Genomic DNA, 17,045 nt, shown 5'->3' with positions numbered 1-17,045 from the left:
CCGGAGGGCTACGCCCCGCACGACCTCAAAAACGCCCGCGTCCGCTGGGCGATCGGCAACGGAGTGTCCGGCTCGCACGGGTACATGTCCTGCTCGACGATCGCGAACAGGTCGACGTCCAGCTTCTGCGCCGCATCCAGTACCGGCCCCAGCGCCGGCACCCCGGCGGGCGGCTCGCACATCACACCGCGGGCGACCGCCGGCCCGAACGGGACCTCGTTGGCCCGCACATCGGCCAGGATCTCCGGGTCGACCTGCTTGAGGTGCAGGTACCCGATCCGCTCGCCGTAGGTCTCGATGAGCTTGACGCTGTCGCCGCCGCAGTAGGCGTAGTGCCCGGTGTCCAGGCACAGCGACACCACCGCCGAGTCCGTCCCGTCGAGGAAGCGGACGACGTTGTCCTCGCTGTCGATGTGGGTGTCGGCGTGCGGGTGGACGACGATCTGGAGGCCGTAGCGCTCCCGCACCTCCTTGCCCAGGCGCTCGGTCAGGGAGGTGAGGTTCCGCCACTGTTCGGGCGTGAGCGTGTCCGGTTCGAGGACGTCACCGGTCTTGTCGTCGCGCCAGAAGGACGGGATGACCACCAGGTGGGACGCGCCCATCGCCTGGGCCAGGGCCGCGTTGTCCGCGACGTGCGCCCAGGTCTTCTCCCAGACCGCCTCGCCGTGGTGCAGGCCCGTGAAGACGGTGCCCGCCGACACTTTCAGGCCACGTCGCGTGGTCTCCTCGGCGAGGAGGGCGGGATCGGTCGGCAGGTATCCGTACGGCCCCAGCTCGATCCACTCGTAGCCGGAGGAGGCGACCTCGTCGAGGAAGCGCTGCCACGGGACCTGCTGAGGATCGTCCGGGAACCAGACGCCCCAGGAATCGGGTGCCGATCCGACACGGATACGCGAGAGACCGGAAACTGAGGGCTGAGGTGACAACGACGTCATGGCCGCCAGCGTGCGGTTCCCCGGGCGAGGCTGTCAAGGCCTGGTCCGAATGTCTGGACAAAGCATTGACAGGACTCCCTGTGCGGGGCTAGAAAGCCGTGGAGAGCCGATACGAAGGGAACTCGATGGCGTACGACGTGATCACCATGGGGCGGATCGGAGTGGACCTCTATCCGCTGCAGACGGGCGTCCCCTTGCCACAGGTGTCGTCCTTCGGCAAGTTCCTCGGCGGATCGGCCACGAACGTGGCGGTCGCAGCGGCCCGTCTGGGACGGCGCACCGCGGTGATCACGCGCACCGGCGACGACCCGTTCGGCGAGTACCTCCACGAGGCCCTGCGCGACTTCGGCGTCGACGACCGCTGGGTCACCCCGGTCGCCGGACTGCCGACCCCGGTCACCTTCTGCGAGGTCTTCCCGCCGGACGACTTCCCGCTGTACTTCTACCGGCAGCCCAAGGCGCCCGACCTGGAGATCGACGCCCACGAGCTCGACCTGGACGCACTCCGCGAGGCCCGCATCTTCTGGGTGACCGGCACCGGCCTGAGCGAGGAGCCCAGCCGTACGGCGACCCTCGCCGCCCTGGCCCACCGGGCCAAGGCCGGCACCACGGTCTTCGACCTCGACTGGCGCCCGATGTTCTGGAAGGACCCCGCCTCGGCCCGCCCCTTCTACACCGAGGCCCTGAAGCACACCACGGTCGCCGTCGGCAATCTCGACGAGGTGGAGGTCGCCACCGGGGTGCGCGAGCCGCACGCCGCCGCCCGCGCGCTCCTGGACGCCGGCGTCGAACTCGCCGTCGTCAAGCAGGGCCCCAAGGGCGTCCTCGCCGTCAACGACAAGGGCGAGTCGGCCGAAGTCCCCCCGCTCCCGGTGAACGTCCTCAACGGCCTCGGCGCCGGCGACGCCTTCGGCGGATCCCTCTGCCACGGCCTGCTCGAAGGCTGGGACCTGGAGAAGATCATGCGGCACGCCAACGCGGCCGGCGCCATCGTCGCCTCCCGCCTGGAGTGCTCCTCCGCGATGCCGACCCCGGACGAAGTCGAAGCGGCGCTCGCGGCAGGGGCCGTACGGTGACCGTCGACATCGCGGAACTCGTCCGCACCCGTACCCACCGGCCCGAGGCCGTCGCGGAGGCCGCCGCCCGCCGCACGCGCCGGCCGCTGCTCAACGACGACGGTCGCCTGATGATCGTCGCGGCCGACCACCCGGCCCGCGGCGCCCTCGGTGTCGGCGACCGCAAGTTCGCCATGGCCAACCGTGCCGACCTGCTCGAACGCCTCTGCCTGGCCCTGTCCCGCCCCGGCGTGGACGGCGTCCTCGCCACCGCCGACATCCTCGACGACCTGCTCCTGCTCGGCGCTCTCGACGGCAAGGTCGTCATGGGCTCGATGAACCGCGGCGGCCTCCAGGGCGCCAGCTTCGAGCTCGACGACCGCTTCACCGGCCACCGCCCCGAGGACATCGAGCGCCTCGGCTTCGACGCGGGCAAGCTGCTGCTGCGGATCGACTACGACGACCCGGGCTCCCTCACCACCCTGGAGTCCACGGCCCGCGCCATCGACGACATGGCCGCCCGCCGACTGCCCATATTCGTCGAGCCGTTCATCAGCCGCCGTTCCCCCGAGGGAAAGCTCCGCAACGACCTCTCCGCCGAGGCCGTCACCAAGTCGATCGCCATCGCCTCCGGCCTGGGCGGTACTTCGGCCTACACCTGGCTGAAGGTGCCGGTCACCGAGAACCCCGACGACATGGCCGAGGTCATGGCGACCTCCACGCTGCCCGCCGTCCTCCTCGGCGGCGAGGTCGGCGACGACCAGGACGGCGCGTACGAGAAGTGGCGCGGCGCCCTGCAACTGCCCACCGTCCAGGGCCTGGTGGTCGGCCGTTCGCTGCTGTACCCGGCGGACGGCGACGTGGCCGCCGCCGTGGACACCGCCGTAGGACTGCTGTGAGGGCCGCATGACGAGCAACGACCTCTACGTCGCGAAGGGCGCCACGACGGGCGCCCAGTACTCCGTCGACATCGACCCCAAGCGGGCCGGCTGGATCCACAGCAGCCTGCGGATCGTCGAACTGGAGCCGGGCGGCACACACACGTTCACCACCGGGGACAGTGAGTGGATCGTGCTGCCGCTGCAAGGCGGATGTACCGTGCAAGCAGAGGGTGAAGAGTTCCAACTCTCGGGCCGGGACAGCGTGTTCAGCGGAGTCACCGACTTCGCGTACGTGCCCCGTGACGCCCGGGCACAGATCGCCTCCGGCGCGGGAGGCCGCTTTGCTTTGGCAGGAGCGAAGTGCGAGCGACGACTCCCCGCCCGCTACGGCCCCGCGCCGGAGGTCCCCGTGGAAGAGCGCGGCAGCGGCACCTGCACGCGCCACGTCCGCAACTTCGCCTCGGCCGACGCCTTCGACTGCGACAAGCTGATCGCGGTCGAGGTGATCACGCCCGGCGGCAACTGGTCCTCGTACCCGCCGCACAAGCACGACGAGCACCGGCCGGGCGAGGAAGCGGAGCTGGAGGAGATCTACTACTTCGAGATCGACGGCCCGAACGGGTTCGGCTATCAGCGCGTATCCCCTTCGCGTGAGGGCGGATCGGACGTCCTCGCGGAGGTCCGATCCGGCGACGCCGTCCTCGTCCCCGACGGATGGCACGGCCCGTCGATCGCCCAGCCCGGCCACGACATGTACTACCTGAACGTCATGGCGGGACCGGGTGAGACTCGGGAGTGGCGGATCTGCTTCCACCCGGCCCACGTTGAAAGCACAGGGGGGTACAGATGACTCCGACGACCTCGACGACCTCGACGACCTCGACGACGAGGCTCACGGTCGCGCAGGCGCTCGTCCGCTTCCTGTCCGCCCAGTACTCGGAGCGGGACGGGGTACGGCAGCGGCTGATCGGCGCGACCTGGGGCATCTTCGGCCACGGGAACGTCGCCGGGCTCGGCCAGGCGCTGCTCGAGTACGCCGACGACATGCCGTACCACCAGGGCCGCAACGAGCAGTCCATGGTGCACGCGGCCGTCGGGTACGCCCGCCAGTCCAACCGGCTGTCCACCCACGCGGTGACGACCTCCATCGGCCCGGGCGCCACCAACCTGGTCACCGGCGCCGCCCTCGCGACCGTCAACCACCTCCCGGTCCTGCTCCTCCCGGGCGACATCTTCGCCACCCGCGTCGCCGACCCGGTCCTCCAGCAGCTCGAAGTGCCCTACGCGGGCGATGTGTCCGTCAACGACAGCCTGCGCCCGGTGTCGAGGTACTTCGACCGGATCATGCGCCCTCAGGCCCTGATCCCGGCGGCCCTGCAAGCCATGCGGGTGCTCACCGACCCGGTGGAGACGGGCGCGGTGACCCTCGCCCTCCCGCAGGACGTGCAGGCCGAGGCGTACGACTGGCCGGAGGAGTTCTTCGCCGAGCGCACCTGGGTCGTACGACGCCCGGGCGCCGACCCGACCGAACTCGCCGATGCGGTCCGGGCGATCCGGGCCGCCCACCGCCCGCTGCTCATCGCCGGCGGCGGCGTCCACCACAGCCGCGCCGAGGAAGCCCTCGCCGAGTTCGCCGGGGCCACCGGCATCCCGGTCGCCTCCACCCAGGCCGGCAAGGGCTCCCTGCGCCACGACCACCCCCAGGACGTCGGCGGCGTCGGCCACACCGGCACGGCCACCGCCAACGAACTCGCCCGCCAGGCCGACCTGGTGATCGGCGTCGGCACGCGGTACACCGACTTCACCACCGCCTCCGGCACGCTGTTCACGGGCGACGGCGTCCGCTTCCTCAACCTCAACACCGCCCCGTACGACAGCCACAAGCTCGCCGGACTGCCGCTGGTCGCGGACGCCCGCAACACCCTGGCGGAGCTGACCCAGTCCCTGGGAATGCACGCGCACCGGGTCACGGACGCGTACGTCGCCGAGTACAGCCTCGACAAGGAGCGCTGGGAGCAGCGCGTCGAGGCCTGCTACGAGGCCGAGGAGCCGGACGTACGGCCGACGCAGCCGCAGGTCCTCGGCGCCCTGGACGCCCTCGTCGACGAGTCCGATGTGATCATCAACGCGGCCGGTTCGCTCCCCGGCGACCTGCACAAGATGTGGCGGGCGCGCTCCCGGGACCAGTACCACCTGGAGTACGGCTACTCCTGCATGGGCTACGAGATCCCGGCCGCGATCGGCGTGAAGATGGCCGCTCCCGAGCGCAACGTCTGGGCGCTGGTCGGCGACGGCACCTATCTGATGATGCCGACGGAGATCGTCACGGCCGTGCAGGAGGGGATCGCGATCAAGATCCTGCTCGTGCAGAACCACGGCTACGCCTCCATCGGCGGCCTGTCGGAGGAGACCGGCGCCGAGCGCTTCGGCACCGCCTATCGCCACCGCCTCGACGACGGGACGTTCTCGGGCGCCCCGCTCCCCGTCGACCTCGCCGCGAACGCGGCCAGCCTCGGTATGCGCGTGCTGCGCGCGAAGACCGTACGAGACCTCCGCGCCGCCCTCGCCGAGGCGCGGGCCGCGGACACTCCCACATGTGTCTACGTGGAGACCGAAACCGCAGACACAGTGTCGGGCGCGCCTCCGGCGCAAGCCTGGTGGGATGTACCTGTGGCCGAAACCGCGACCCGCGCGTCCGCGGTCAAGGCCCGTGAGCTGTACGAACGGCACGTCTCTACCCGACGCCGCCATCTGTGAAGGAGCACTCGGTCATGACGAAGATCGTCAACCACTGGATCGGCGGCAAGACCGTCGAAGGCGCGTCGGGCACGTACGGGCCGGTCACCGACCCGGCGACCGGCGCGGTCACCACGAAGGTCCCGTTCGCCACCGTCGACGAGGTCGACGCCGCGGTCGCCGCCGCCAAGGACGCGTTCGCCACCTGGGGCCAGTCCTCGCTCGCCAAGCGCACGGAGATCCTCTTCCGCTTCCGCGCCCTGCTCGACGCCAACCGTGACGCCATCGCCGAGCTGATCACCGCCGAGCACGGCAAGGTGCACAGCGACGCCCTCGGCGAGGTCGCCCGCGGCCTGGAGATCGTCGACCTGGCCTGCGGCATCAGCGTGCAGCTGAAGGGTGAGCTGTCGACGCAGGTCGCCACCCGCGTGGACGTGTCGTCCCTCCGCCAGCCGCTCGGCGTCGTCGCCGGCATCACGCCGTTCAACTTCCCGGCGATGGTCCCGATGTGGATGTTCCCGATGGCCATCGCGTGCGGCAACACGTTCGTGCTGAAGCCGTCGGAGAAGGACCCGTCCGCGTCTCTCAAGATCGCCGAACTCCTTGCGGAGGCCGGTCTGCCCGACGGCGTGTTCAACGTCGTACACGGCGACAAGGTGGCCGTCGACCGCCTCCTGGAGCACCCGGACGTCAAGGCCGTCTCCTTCGTCGGCTCGACCCCGATCGCCCGCTACATCCACACCACGGCCTCCGCGAACCACAAGCGCGTCCAGGCCCTCGGCGGCGCCAAGAACCACATGCTGGTCCTGCCGGACGCCGACCTGGACGCGGCCGCGGACGCCGCTGTGTCCGCCGCCTACGGCTCGGCGGGCGAGCGCTGCATGGCGATCTCCGCCGTGGTCGCGGTCGGCGCGATCGGCGACGAGTTGGTGGAGAAGATCCGCGAGCGCGCGGAGAAGATCAAGATCGGCCCCGGCAACGACCCGACGTCCGAGATGGGCCCGCTGATCACTGCCGTCCACCGCGACAAGGTGGCCTCGTACGTGGAGGGCGCGGCGGCCGAGGGCGCGGAGGTCGTGCTCGACGGCACCGGCTACACGGTCGAGGGCTTCGAGGACGGCCACTGGATCGGCATCTCGCTCCTCGACAAGGTGCCCACGTCGGCGAAGGCATACCAGGACGAGATCTTCGGCCCGGTGCTGTGCGTGCTGCGCGTCGACACGTACGACGAGGGCGTGGCCCTCATCAACAGCTCGCCCTTCGGCAACGGCACCGCGATCTTCACCCGGGACGGCGGCGCGGCCCGCCGCTTCCAGCTGGAGATCGAGGCCGGCATGGTCGGCGTGAACGTCCCGATCCCGGTCCCCGTCGGCTACCACAGCTTCGGCGGCTGGAAGGACTCCCTCTTCGGCGACCACCACATCTACGGCAACGACGGCACGCACTTCTACACCCGCGGCAAGGTCGTCACCACGCGCTGGCCGGACCCGGCCGACGCCCCCTCCGGCGTGGACCTGGGCTTCCCGCGCAACCACTGACGGTCGGCCAACCCGGCGAGTGAAGTCGTCCGCGCCACGGGCGATTTCACTCCGTGGGACGGCTTGGCGGCGGGGGCCGCCCTGGTGCACCTGGGGAGTCTCGGCGGTCAGTCCACGGTCACCGACCAGCCTCCGCGCCTGAGGGTGAGAGTGCCGTCCGGGGTGATCCGGACCCGCGCCCCGTACACCGGCAATCCGCCCTCGCGGTTGAGCCGGTGACGGATCCGCTCCAGCTCATCCCACAGGCGGCGGGGGCCGCCCTGGTGCACCGTCGGCGAGTCGAGGAACCCGGCCGCGGTGGCGCGGGCCCAGGAGCCGTCAGGGTGCAGCATCCACACGGTTCGTTCGTCGCCGTCGACCGCCATACGGTGGTCGATGCCGGGCACGAGGAGTTCGAGCATCGACATCACCTCCCACGAGTCCGGCACGTAAAGCAGCGGATACCGGCTCGTGCTCGCGTGCTCACCGTCAGCCCGCTTCACCCGCTCCCACAGCTCATCCGTTGGTCGCTCGTAGTCGTCGCCGTGGCGGGTGCGCATGAACCCGGCCGCGTCGGGCTCGACGCGGCCCACGGCGCCGCCGTCCTCGGTCTTGTCCGCGGTGACGATCAGCCCGGTTCCGGCGAGGGTGGTCACGAGCCGTCCGCCAGGCCGCAGGGCGGCCAGCCACGAGGCCGGCACGGGCCGTACGGACACCGTGGACACGATCCGGTCGTACGCCCCCGGCAGGTCCCCGGTGATGTCGACCACGGCCGTGTGCGGGTGCAGCCCGATGGAGTCGAGCCGTTCACCCGCGACCTTGACCAGGTGCGGGTCTATGTCCACGCTCGTCAGCCGCTCGTCGCCGAGTCGCCGGCAGAGCAGCGCGGTGCCGTAGCCGGTGCCGGTCGTCACCAACACTCGGGAATCGTCGGCGATCATCGCGTGCCGATACATGGTCACCACCAGGCCCGGCAGCGTCGACGATGACGTGGGTTTCCCCATCGCGATCGTGGCGCCAGGGTCAGCGTGGTCGGCGTGCGCGGAGCCGATACGGGTCACGAGCGTCCGATCCGCGTAGGCCGTTTGCATCCACGCTTCGGGATCGGTCAGGCCGTCGCGCAGCTCCCACCCCTGATCGTCGCGCGCCCACCAGCGGGGCACGAACACGTGCCGCGGCGTGGTGGCGAGCGGCTCGTACCAGCGCGACTCAGGCCGGACCACGTCGGCCGCCAGGCGCCGCGCGTGCGTCTCCCAATCCATCCGGGTGCGCCTCCTAGTCGTACGCCGGCTCACAGGCCGGGGTCTCGGCGGGGGAACAGTCGGAGCCGTCCTGATCAGGGTTGCAGCTGTGGGCCTTGCCGGGCGAGGGCATGCAGGAGTCTTCGTCCGGCGTGCATCCGCGACGGCGGACCCGCGGGATGCTGGCGGCGACCTGCGCCCACTGCGGCGCGGCGAACACCTCCGCCAGCGACCCGGACTTGACGTCACCGGCGGGCAGGAACCGGCCCAGCACGCAGGGGGCAACCTTCCCGTCGGGCAGGATCGCGGCTTTCCCGTCCGCGCACCGCCCGCACAGCTGGGATGTGGATGGGATCTGTGTCGTCGCGGCGTTGCCGACGCCGCGCACGCGGTCGACGTGCACCCGGGCTACCCCCAACGTTGCCATCTCGGCGCGGGCCTCCTCGGAGCGCTGCCCCTCGCGCATGTGGATGATGCCGACCTTCACGTGAATGCCGCGGCGTACGGCCTCGATGATGTTGGCGCGGGTGGAGTCGTGGGAGCCCTTCCGGCCGGTGATCTGGTCGTGCTCGTCGGGGTCGTCGGAGTAGTACGACGTGCCCAGGGTCAAGCGCGGGTGAGAGAACAGCTCCCAGTGCTCCGCGCGCACCCGGTACAGGTTGCTGAACACCTGGACCCGCAGGCCGACGCTCAGGGCGTGCTCGACGAGCTCCGTGAACTCCGGGTGCAATGTCGGCTCGCCGCCGATGAACTGCACCGTTTTCACGCCGAGCTCAGCGGCCTCGTCGATGACGCGCCGCCAGTCCTCGGCGGTCATGGTGCCATGGTCCTTCGTCGGCCCGGCCTGGGCGTAGCAGTGCGACGCGCACGTGAGCTGACAGCGGCCGGTGATCTCCAGCTCAAGGAACGTCAGGGGTAAGGGTGTTGCGGGTGTCTCGGGAGCGATTGTCATCCGTGTCCTCCTTGGTGTGATGTACGTCAGGCGATGGCCGGCTGCCGGTCAATGAGGTAGGCGAGCGCCTGCTTCTTGAGGCGGTTGAGGCACGGCTCGCACGCGTAGAACGGGGCGTGTTGCCCGTCCCATTGCACCGGGCCGAGCCAGATCACCGGCACTCCTGCGCGGCTCGCACTTTCGTAGTTGGCTCCGGCCGCCCCGCCACGGGGGGAGCGGACGGCCGGAGCTTGACCCGTCCCGCCGGGGTCCTTCCGGGGCCTCCGACGGGACGGGCGTGTGTGGTGCGACCCTGACCCTGCGGTCGCCGTGGGGGTGCGTCAGGACGGAGTCCGCGCCAGCACCAGCGCGAGGACAGGTACCGTCACGGCCGCCACATACAGCAGGAGGCCAGTGATCGCCCTCACGATGCGCGCCTGGCCCATGGGTGGCAGGTGCAGCCGCAGCGGCGCTGGAGCAGGATGCCGGACGCGTGGGGCAGCGGGATGTCCTTCGTCTGGCGGCAGTCGCGGTGCAGGCCCTTGTACCCGGGCCGCTGGGCGAGCGTGCATTCCGCCGACCGCGGCGGGGCCTCCGCCACGGGCGCCGTCACGACTCATCCTCGCCGGGCAGGCAGCCGCCCGGCTTCTCGTAGCAGTCGCACAGGTCGCGGACGGAGCGGGCGAGCCGATGGAGCACCGAGTAGCGGACGGCCAGGGTGTTCCCCGGCCCCAGTCGGAGCCGCATCCGGGCCTCTCCGGCGCACGTCAGTGCGTGCTCGCGTCGGCGGTCTCCCCTTGGGAGCCCGGAGACCGACTGCTCGACCTCGGGGATAAGTAACTGGATGTGCCCCCGCAACTGGAGCCTCATCGTCTCCAGCCCTTCATCGGAGAGCGGCTCGGCGCCACGCGTCAGCAGCCGCTCTGCCTCGGCGCGCATGGTCGTGATGTCCAGCGGCAGCGCGTTCGTCGCGGGCCCCGTCATGACTCATCGTCCTCGTCGTCGGCCAGGACGTGGCCGAGGAGCACCAGTTCCAGTACGTCGGCGGTCCGGCACAGGTCCCCCGGCCGGGCCATCGGCACCGACCAGTACGAGGCCTGCGTGTGCTCGTCCAGTTCCGTGCGGTCGGTGCGTGGAACGCCCAGGTAGGTGCCGTCGCTCAGGCACTCTGTGCTCCGCGCCGCCCAAGCCGGGGCTGTGCCGGGCGGTACGAGGGCGTAGTAACGACGGAAGCCCGGGTCGTGGATGACCGGACCGTGCAGATGCCGAGCGAGCCACGGGCCCACGGTGGACGGTTCGTTGCTCTGGGCGGCGCTGTACACGACAGGCTCGGGGATGCGGACCGCGTCGAAGGTCTTCCCCAGCGGGATCAGCGCGAGCTTCCCGGCGCTGATCCACTCGTTTCGTACGGTCTCCGGTGATGGGTGAGCCGAGGCCAGCCACCTCTCAACCGGTCCGCCGGGCGACGGGAAGGGTGGGGATGTGGGGGGACCTGCGGGGACTGTAGCGTTTCTCACTGTCGACCTGCTCTCTCAGGTTGGCCGCGCCCCGGGACCGTGACAGCGGTCGCCGGGGTTCGTCTGGTCTGCCGCCAGGCATGGCACGCCCGCAGCAACTGGCCTGTATGGCGCTACAAAAGAGACTGGACCGGTGGACCGGTCCAGTCAAGTGAAGCTGCAGTTTCCCTACCCCATCGGGTAGTTGTCGACCTGCTCGAAGACGTGCGACGCAGTGACGCCCTCTTCGCACACGAGGGGTTGGCGGCTCTGGTCAAGCGCCACGTGCAGCACGACGGCCACCGCCGTCGGCGTTTCCACTTCCAGCAGCCGTGCTTCGTCTTCAGTGGCCAGCCGCACTGTCGTGATGTCCACGCCCTCGGCAGGCGAGCGCCCCGTCTGGCGGCGTACGTAGTGCGTCGTGCCCTCGGCGATCGGCCCGCTGGCAGCCAGGCGCGGTGCGGCGTCTGCGATGGCAGGCGGGAACCATGCGGTGACCAGGCTGAGGGGCGATCCGTCGTCCAGTAGTACCAGCCGGATCCTGCGCAGCGCCTCCTCCCTCGGCTTCAGCCCCAGCGCCTCGGCGACGTGCGGCGGCGGGACCGTACGGTCCGGGACGCCGAGACGCCGGTAGGGAGCTCCGCCAGACACGCGGGTGGAGCCCGCGCGTCGTCCGCCGGCGGGCCGGGCGACTGGCGTCTCGGCGACGGTGAATCCAGAACCCTGCCGGGCCACCACCAGGCCGTCATTGCGCAACACGTCGTATGCCTTCACGACGGTGGCACGCGACACATCCCACTGTTCGGCCAGGTCACGGCCGGAGGGCAGCAGGTCACCGGGCCCGAACTCGCCATTTGCGATCCTTGTGCGCAGATCCTCGGCGATCTGCTCGTACTTCAGCAGCGGCATGGCGCTTGATCCGATCACTGGACTGGTCCACCGGTGAGCTACCACAATGCCCGCATGACGAGCCCTGAGGTAGCGCCGGAGATCGTGAGGTTCTACACCGAGACCATCGACGAGGCGGATCGCCTGGCCACCACAGCCGATGGACGTCTGGAGATGGTACGCACGCAGGAACTGCTGCGCCGTCACCTCCCAGCCCCGCCCGCGCGGGTCATCGATGTCGGCGGTGGTCCAGGCGCCCATGCTCGGTGGCTCGTCGAGGACGGCTACAGCGTGCACCTCGTCGACCCGATCCCCCGCCACATCGATCAGGCCAAGGCCGCCGGGGCCACCGTGGAACTCGGCGAAGCACGCAAGCTCACAGCCGCCGACGCCTCCTTTGATGTGGTCCTCCTGCTCGGTCCGCTCTACCACCTGCCGGAACGCGCGGACCGCGGCCAGGCCCTGGCCGAGGCCTACCGCGTGCTGCGGCCAGGGGGTCTCCTGGCGGCGGCCGGCATCAACCGGTACTCCAGCCTGTTCGAGCACGCTGCGTTCGCACACCTGTACAAGGCGCCGATGCAGAAGAGCATCGGCGGCATCCTCGCCTCGCAGATCCACGACGGGAAAAAGGCGTTCACCGTCGCGTACTTCCACAGCGGCGAGCAGCTGCGCGACGAGGTGGCCGCGGCCGGATTCGACGACGCGGAGGTGTATGGCGTCGAGGGACCGGCCTGGTCCATGCTCGCGGCGACCGAGCGGAACACCGGCGGCGACTTCCGCGACACACCCCTCTTCGAGTCCGCCCTGACCGCGGCGCGCATGGCCGAGCCCTACCCGGAGTTGCTCGCGGCGAGCTCTCATCTGCTCGCCGTCGGCCGTCGGCCAGCCTGAATCCGAACATGGCAAAGCCCCCGCCGCCCGCGCAAGGCGGGCGGAGGGACTCAATGGACGATCCGTAGATGGTGGGTCGGATCAGGTGACGAACAGTGCGATGACGGCGGCGATCAGTCCACCCACGCCGACCAGGGCGCGATCTGCGCGAGCGGCCAGCGGCCCTTCTTCAGCTCAGAGCGCAGCTCGTCAATCTCCGTCTCCATGTCGGCGCGCAGCTGGCGGACGTCGGCGTCCGTACGGTCGCTGCACTCGAGCATCCTGGCAGATCGGGCCCACCGGGGCGCCGACCCGTGGGTGACTGCGGTAGGTGGCGAGGGCGATTGCCTTCCCGGAACGACGGCACGCACTTCTGCACCCGCGGCAAGGTCGTCACCACCCGCTGGCCGGACCCGGCCGACGCCCCCTCCGGCGTGGACCTGGGCTTCCCGCGCAACCACTGACGGTCGGCGAAGCGGCGAGTGAAGTCGTCCGCGTGACGGGCGACTTCACTCCGGGGAACGGTTCTCGGCGGTCAGTCCACGATCACCGACCGCCCTCCACGCGAGAGGGTGAGGGTGCCGTCCGGGGTGATCCGGACCCGCGCCCCGTACACCGGCAATCCGCCCTCGCGGTTGAGCCGGTGACGGATCCGCTCCAGCTCATCCCACAGGCGGCGGGGGCCGCCCTGGTGCACCGTCGGCGAGTCGAGGAACCCGGCCGCGGTGGCGCGGGCCCAGGAGCCGTCAGGGTGCAGCATCCACACGGTTCGTTCGTCGCCGTCGACCGCCATACGGTGGTCGATGCCGGGCACGAGGAGTTCGAGCATCGACATCACCTCCCACGAGTCCGGCACGTAAAGCAGCGGATACCGGCTCGTGCTCACGTGCTCACCGTCGGCCCGCTTCACCTGCTCCCACAGCTGGTACGCATGAACCGGGCCGCGTCGGGCTCGACGCGGCTCACGGCGCCGCCGTCCTCGGTCTTGTCCGCAGTGACGATCAGCCCGGTTCCGGCGAGGGTGGTCGCGAGCGGCCCCCTCCGGCAGGTCCCCGGTGATGTCGACCACGGCCGTGTGCGGGTGCAGCCCGACAGATCGAAGATTTCTCCGAGTTCAAGGTCCTGCAGGCCTTCCTTCTACCGGCGCGCGCGCCGGTAGAAGACCTTTTTCCACGCACTACCGGGTAACTCGAACGGGCGAATCTCCACGCCGGTCGGTGGGCATACCATTTTCTGACTCGGCCGTTTTCCTGAGTACTTGACGACGTCCAAGTGAGAAAGAAGAATCATGCCTGCCCAGAAACTACCGTCCGCGACTTTATTTCGGCGTCGTGGAACCGCGGTGGCGGCGATCGTCTGCCTTTACGGGATGATCGCCCTTTACGCGGTCGACTCGTCGCTTCCGACGAACGCGCTCGGGCTTCCGGGACAGAACGAGAAAGTCCTCCGTTCACTGCTCCCGCAGGGCTGGGCGTTCTTTACGCGCTCTCCTCGCGAAAAGGATGTCCTGCTGTGGCAGCCGGGGACGACCGCCGGCGAATGGCGGCAGCGGTCCGCCCATCAGGGATCGGCCGGGGAATGGTTCGGGGCACGGAGGGAACAGCGCGCCCGAAACATGGAGATGGGGGTCCTCCTCACCCGTGCCCTGGAAAAGGGCGCGCGCTGGAGCGACTGCGAAGTCCGTGACGCCGCCGCATCCCTGCCCGACATGGTGGGGCGCTGCGCCTCCGCCACGCGGGACGCGCCCTCGCCCGTCCGGGTGAGCAACGGGAGCCGTACGCCAGCCGTGTGCGGTGCGGTCGCCTTCACCCGGCAGGAGCCGCTGCCCTGGAGCTGGGCACGGCACGGCGTGGACGAGCAGATGCCCGTACAGGTCCTCCGGGCACGGGTGACGTGCTGATGCGCGATCCCCTGGCACGACTCGGAGCATGGGTGACGCACACTCTGCGCACGTCACCGTTCACCAACGTCTACGGCGTGGCGCGCAGCCTGCTGGCGACGGGCACGTTCCTCACGCTGGCGCTGAACCCGACGGACACCCTCTTCACCGCCGGCAGCGGAATGGCTCCACCGCCCCAGTGCGACGGGTTCACGGCCGTGTCCGTCTACTGCATGGCCGGTCCGGTACCCGGAAGGTGGCTCTCCCTCGCCGTCCTGCTCACGGTGATGGTCGGCGTCTTCCCACGCTGGACGGTGATCCCCCACTGGTATGTCGCCTTCAGCCTGAACATCTCCGCCTCGGTGGTGGATGGCGGCGACCAGATCGCCGCCGTACTGACCCTGCTGCTGATTCCGGTAGGCCTCTGCGACGGAAGGAAAACGCACTGGGGTGCGCCGGTACCGGCCAGGGAAAGCACCGGAGAGGGGGCGCTTCTCGGTGGTTTCTTCGGCTGGATCGCCCTGTCCGTGATTCGTTTTCAGGCGGCGGCGGTGTATTTCCACGCCGGTGTGGCGAAATTCGGGGTCGCCGAATGGGCGGACGGCACGGCCATGTATTACTGGCTCGCCGATCCCGTCATGGGGGCGCCCGCGTGGCAGCGGTTCCTCGTCGATCCCGTCACTCACAGCGGAACCGGTGTTGCTCTGCTCACATGGGCGGTCCCGCTGGGCGAGATCGCGCTGGCCGTCGCGCTCGTCCTCCCCGCACGCCGGTGGCGGCTATTTCTGTGGGGCGCCGTTCTCTTCCACGTCGGCATCGCGGTGACGCTGGGCCTTGTTTCCTTCGCGCTCGCGATGATTGCCCTGGACATCATCTTCCTCCGCCGGGCCGACCATTCCTTCTCCCGGCCGCATTGGGCCGAGCCGCGTGGCTGGTTTCTGCGGGGAACGGCGGGGCCTGCCCTACTGGCGCAGAAAGCCGTACCAGCGCAGAAGAAGGATCCCGCCCCTCACTAGCACCCACCTCGCACGCGCGCGTGAAGACATGTGCGTCCGAACCGTACGAAGGAATCCACAGACATGGCGAAAAACACCAAGGCGCCGAGCACCAGGACCCGGGTGGTCGCGTGGACACTGTGCACCGCGCTTGCGGCGGGTGGCCTGTACGCGGCGGCCCCCACCGCCGCCACCGAGCACAGGACGCCCACCGCCACCCACCAACAGCACTCCACCGTCCACGACGCGCGCACCGTCTTCCGCGGCGTCTTCTTCGGACACGGCCCCGTGGGCGACGCCCTCGCCCGCCACTTCCCCGGGCTCCCCGCCGCCACCCCACAGATCACCGCCGAAGAGAACAGAGTGATGAACCGGCTGGAAGAGGCCCACCCCGGCACCATCCGCGACTTCCACGCGGCCGTCGCCAGCGGCTCCCACGTCCGCACCAAACAGGCGATCACCCGTACCAGCCGCACCCTCGTGGACACCCTCCGGGCCCACGGCCTCCAAGTCGACACCGGTGACCCGTCGGGGAAGTGCCTCGCGCTCTATCTGGCGGTGGTCATGATCCAGTGGGGCTACGTCGCGATGCAGCTGTGGGAGATCCAGGACTACTACACGGCCCGCGATACCGACCGCGTCCTGCGGATCGACGACTTGGTCCACGACCTGGTCCGACACACGGCGCCCCGCTGAACCCGGAAACCTCAACCCCAGAACCGCAGAACCAGAACTGCAGAACCAGAACTGCAGAACTTCGGAAACCGAAGGGACGGCAAGCACCGTGAACCGAAGGATCAAGTTCGTCGCGTGGACACTGTGCACCGCGCTTGCGGCGGGTGGCCTGTACGCGGCGGCCCCCACCGCCGCCACCGAACACAGGACGCCCACCGCCACCCACCAACAGCACTCCACCGTCCACGACGCGCGCACCGTCTTCCGCGGCGTCTTCTTCGGACACGGCCCCGTGGGCGACGCCCTCGCCCGCCACTTCCCCGGGCTCCCCGCCGCCACCCCACAGATCACCGCCGAAGAGAACAGAGTGATGAACCGGCTGGAAAAGGCCCACCCCGGCACCATCCGGGACCTGCACGCGGCCGTCGCCAGCGGCTCCCACGTCCGCACCAAACAGGCGATCACCACGACCGGCCACCATCTCGCGGACGTTCTGCTGCCCGACGTGCGCGGCGCGGAGTTGAACGACGCGGACCCCGAGGGCCTGTTCGCCTTCCTTGTCGTGATCCGGGTCCTGGTGGTGCAGGTACGGATCTGGCGGGCCCACGCCGAGGAAAGGACCGCCCTGGACCTCGACACGCTCACCCACGACGTCATCCGGTCGACAGTCCCCACCCGCGGCCGCTGACGACCGACGGTACTCCAGCCTGTTCGAGCACGCCGCGTTCGCACACCTGTACAAGGCGCCGATGCGGAAGTATCGGCGGCATCCTCGCCTCGCAGATCCACGACGGGAAAAAGGCGTTCACCGTCGCGTACTTCCACCGTGGTGAGCAGCTGCGCGACGAGGTGGCCACGGCCGGATTCGACGACGCGGAGGTGTATGGCGTCGAGGGGCCGGCCTGGTCCATGCTCGCCGTACCACGCCTGCGGTACACGCCGGACG

General features: G+C 69.9%; 20 protein-coding genes. 10 read left to right on the top strand and 10 right to left on the bottom strand.

The window, feature by feature from the left end; genetic code table 11:
* Positions 1-8: 8 nt before the first annotated feature.
* Positions 9-935: a sugar phosphate isomerase/epimerase gene (locus tag Q4V64_RS17945; RefSeq protein WP_124442121.1), complete on the bottom strand. Its 927-nt coding sequence runs from the start codon at positions 933-935 to the stop codon at positions 9-11.
* Between the two features lie 125 nt (positions 936-1,060).
* On the opposite strand from Q4V64_RS17945, the gene iolC reads away from it, so the two are divergent.
* The 5 genes from iolC to mmsA are packed head-to-tail and all read left to right on the top strand — an operon-like array spanning position 1,061 to position 7,145.
* Positions 1,061-2,011: a 5-dehydro-2-deoxygluconokinase gene (gene iolC / locus Q4V64_RS17940; RefSeq protein ID WP_124442122.1), complete on the top strand. Its 951-nt coding sequence runs from the start codon at positions 1,061-1,063 to the stop codon at positions 2,009-2,011.
* Positions 2,008-2,889: a deoxyribose-phosphate aldolase gene (locus Q4V64_RS17935; RefSeq protein WP_124442123.1), complete on the top strand. Its 882-nt coding sequence runs from the start codon at positions 2,008-2,010 to the stop codon at positions 2,887-2,889. The genes iolC and Q4V64_RS17935 overlap by 4 nt, the downstream gene beginning before the upstream one ends.
* A gap of 7 nt (positions 2,890-2,896) precedes the next feature.
* A complete protein-coding gene (gene iolB / locus Q4V64_RS17930; protein ID WP_124442124.1) occupies positions 2,897-3,721 on the top strand; it encodes a 5-deoxy-glucuronate isomerase in 825 nt (274 codons plus the stop codon).
* Positions 3,718-5,628 carry a 3D-(3,5/4)-trihydroxycyclohexane-1,2-dione acylhydrolase (decyclizing) gene (gene iolD, locus Q4V64_RS17925; RefSeq protein WP_124442125.1) on the top strand — a complete coding sequence of 637 codons (1,911 nt, stop codon included), beginning with the start codon at positions 3,718-3,720 and terminating at the stop codon, positions 5,626-5,628. Before iolB ends, iolD begins: the two co-directional genes overlap by 4 nt.
* Before the next feature lie 14 nt (positions 5,629-5,642).
* A complete protein-coding gene (gene mmsA / locus Q4V64_RS17920; RefSeq protein WP_124442126.1) occupies positions 5,643-7,145 on the top strand; it encodes a CoA-acylating methylmalonate-semialdehyde dehydrogenase in 1,503 nt (500 codons plus the stop codon).
* A gap of 107 nt (positions 7,146-7,252) precedes the next feature.
* Here the strand turns inward: mmsA and Q4V64_RS17915 are convergent, their stop codons facing one another.
* From Q4V64_RS17915 to Q4V64_RS17885, 7 genes are all read right to left on the bottom strand, one after another.
* The gene (locus tag Q4V64_RS17915) at positions 7,253-8,386 is read right to left on the bottom strand and encodes a protein-L-isoaspartate(D-aspartate) O-methyltransferase (protein WP_124442127.1); all 1,134 of its coding nucleotides are present in this window, start codon (positions 8,384-8,386) and stop codon (positions 7,253-7,255) included.
* Between the two features lie 13 nt (positions 8,387-8,399).
* A complete protein-coding gene (locus Q4V64_RS17910) occupies positions 8,400-9,317 on the bottom strand; it encodes a radical SAM protein (protein ID WP_124442128.1) in 918 nt (305 codons plus the stop codon).
* A 26-nt stretch (positions 9,318-9,343) separates the two neighbouring features.
* Complete coding sequence (locus Q4V64_RS17905) at positions 9,344-9,472, bottom strand: hypothetical protein (RefSeq protein WP_301184551.1); 129 nt, start codon at positions 9,470-9,472, stop codon at positions 9,344-9,346.
* A gap of 248 nt (positions 9,473-9,720) precedes the next feature.
* The gene (locus Q4V64_RS17900; RefSeq protein WP_124442129.1) at positions 9,721-9,909 is read right to left on the bottom strand and encodes a hypothetical protein; all 189 of its coding nucleotides are present in this window, start codon (positions 9,907-9,909) and stop codon (positions 9,721-9,723) included.
* Entirely contained in the window at positions 9,906-10,280 is a 375-nt protein-coding gene (locus tag Q4V64_RS17895; protein WP_124442130.1) for a DUF6415 family natural product biosynthesis protein, read from the bottom strand. Before Q4V64_RS17895 ends, Q4V64_RS17900 begins: the two co-directional genes overlap by 4 nt.
* Positions 10,277-10,813 (bottom strand): hypothetical protein, encoded by a 537-nt coding sequence (locus Q4V64_RS17890; RefSeq protein WP_124442131.1) that lies wholly within the window; start codon positions 10,811-10,813, stop codon positions 10,277-10,279. Before Q4V64_RS17890 ends, Q4V64_RS17895 begins: the two co-directional genes overlap by 4 nt.
* A 168-nt stretch (positions 10,814-10,981) precedes the next feature.
* A complete protein-coding gene (locus Q4V64_RS17885; protein WP_124442199.1) occupies positions 10,982-11,701 on the bottom strand; it encodes a GntR family transcriptional regulator in 720 nt (239 codons plus the stop codon).
* Positions 11,702-11,755: 54 nt separating this feature from the next.
* Between Q4V64_RS17885 and Q4V64_RS17880 the strand changes: the two genes are divergently transcribed.
* Complete coding sequence (locus tag Q4V64_RS17880; RefSeq protein WP_124442132.1) at positions 11,756-12,571, top strand: class I SAM-dependent methyltransferase; 816 nt, start codon at positions 11,756-11,758, stop codon at positions 12,569-12,571.
* A gap of 113 nt (positions 12,572-12,684) precedes the next feature.
* Here Q4V64_RS17880 and Q4V64_RS17875 read toward each other — a convergent pair whose 3' ends face one another.
* On the bottom strand, positions 12,685-12,831 hold the full coding sequence (locus tag Q4V64_RS17875) for a hypothetical protein (RefSeq protein ID WP_172629355.1): 147 nt from the start codon (positions 12,829-12,831) through the stop codon (positions 12,685-12,687).
* A gap of 254 nt (positions 12,832-13,085) precedes the next feature.
* Complete coding sequence (locus Q4V64_RS17870; RefSeq protein WP_253267150.1) at positions 13,086-13,436, bottom strand: hypothetical protein; 351 nt, start codon at positions 13,434-13,436, stop codon at positions 13,086-13,088.
* A gap of 456 nt (positions 13,437-13,892) precedes the next feature.
* On the opposite strand from Q4V64_RS17870, the gene Q4V64_RS17865 reads away from it, so the two are divergent.
* The 4 genes from Q4V64_RS17865 (at position 13,893) to Q4V64_RS17850 (ending at position 16,787) form a co-directional block, all read left to right on the top strand.
* Positions 13,893-14,450, top strand: a complete 558-nt coding sequence (locus Q4V64_RS17865) for an SdpA family antimicrobial peptide system protein (RefSeq protein ID WP_172629356.1) — start codon at positions 13,893-13,895, stop codon at positions 14,448-14,450.
* The gene (locus tag Q4V64_RS17860; protein WP_301184550.1) at positions 14,450-15,445 is read left to right on the top strand and encodes a sporulation-delaying protein SdpB family protein; all 996 of its coding nucleotides are present in this window, start codon (positions 14,450-14,452) and stop codon (positions 15,443-15,445) included. The genes Q4V64_RS17865 and Q4V64_RS17860 overlap by 1 nt, the downstream gene beginning before the upstream one ends.
* Positions 15,446-15,508: 63 nt before the next feature.
* Entirely contained in the window at positions 15,509-16,120 is a 612-nt protein-coding gene (locus Q4V64_RS17855; protein ID WP_124442135.1) for a hypothetical protein, read from the top strand.
* 88 nt (positions 16,121-16,208) lie between these two features.
* Complete coding sequence (locus Q4V64_RS17850; RefSeq protein ID WP_124442136.1) at positions 16,209-16,787, top strand: hypothetical protein; 579 nt, start codon at positions 16,209-16,211, stop codon at positions 16,785-16,787.
* Positions 16,788-17,045: the final 258 nt, after the last annotated feature.

The organism is Streptomyces sp. NL15-2K (assembly GCF_030551255.1).
In the GTDB taxonomy this organism is placed as follows: Bacteria; Actinomycetota; Actinomycetes; order Streptomycetales; family Streptomycetaceae; genus Streptomyces.
The sequence above is the reverse complement of the archived record's forward strand: the minus strand, read 5'-3'. Positions and strand labels throughout refer to the sequence as shown.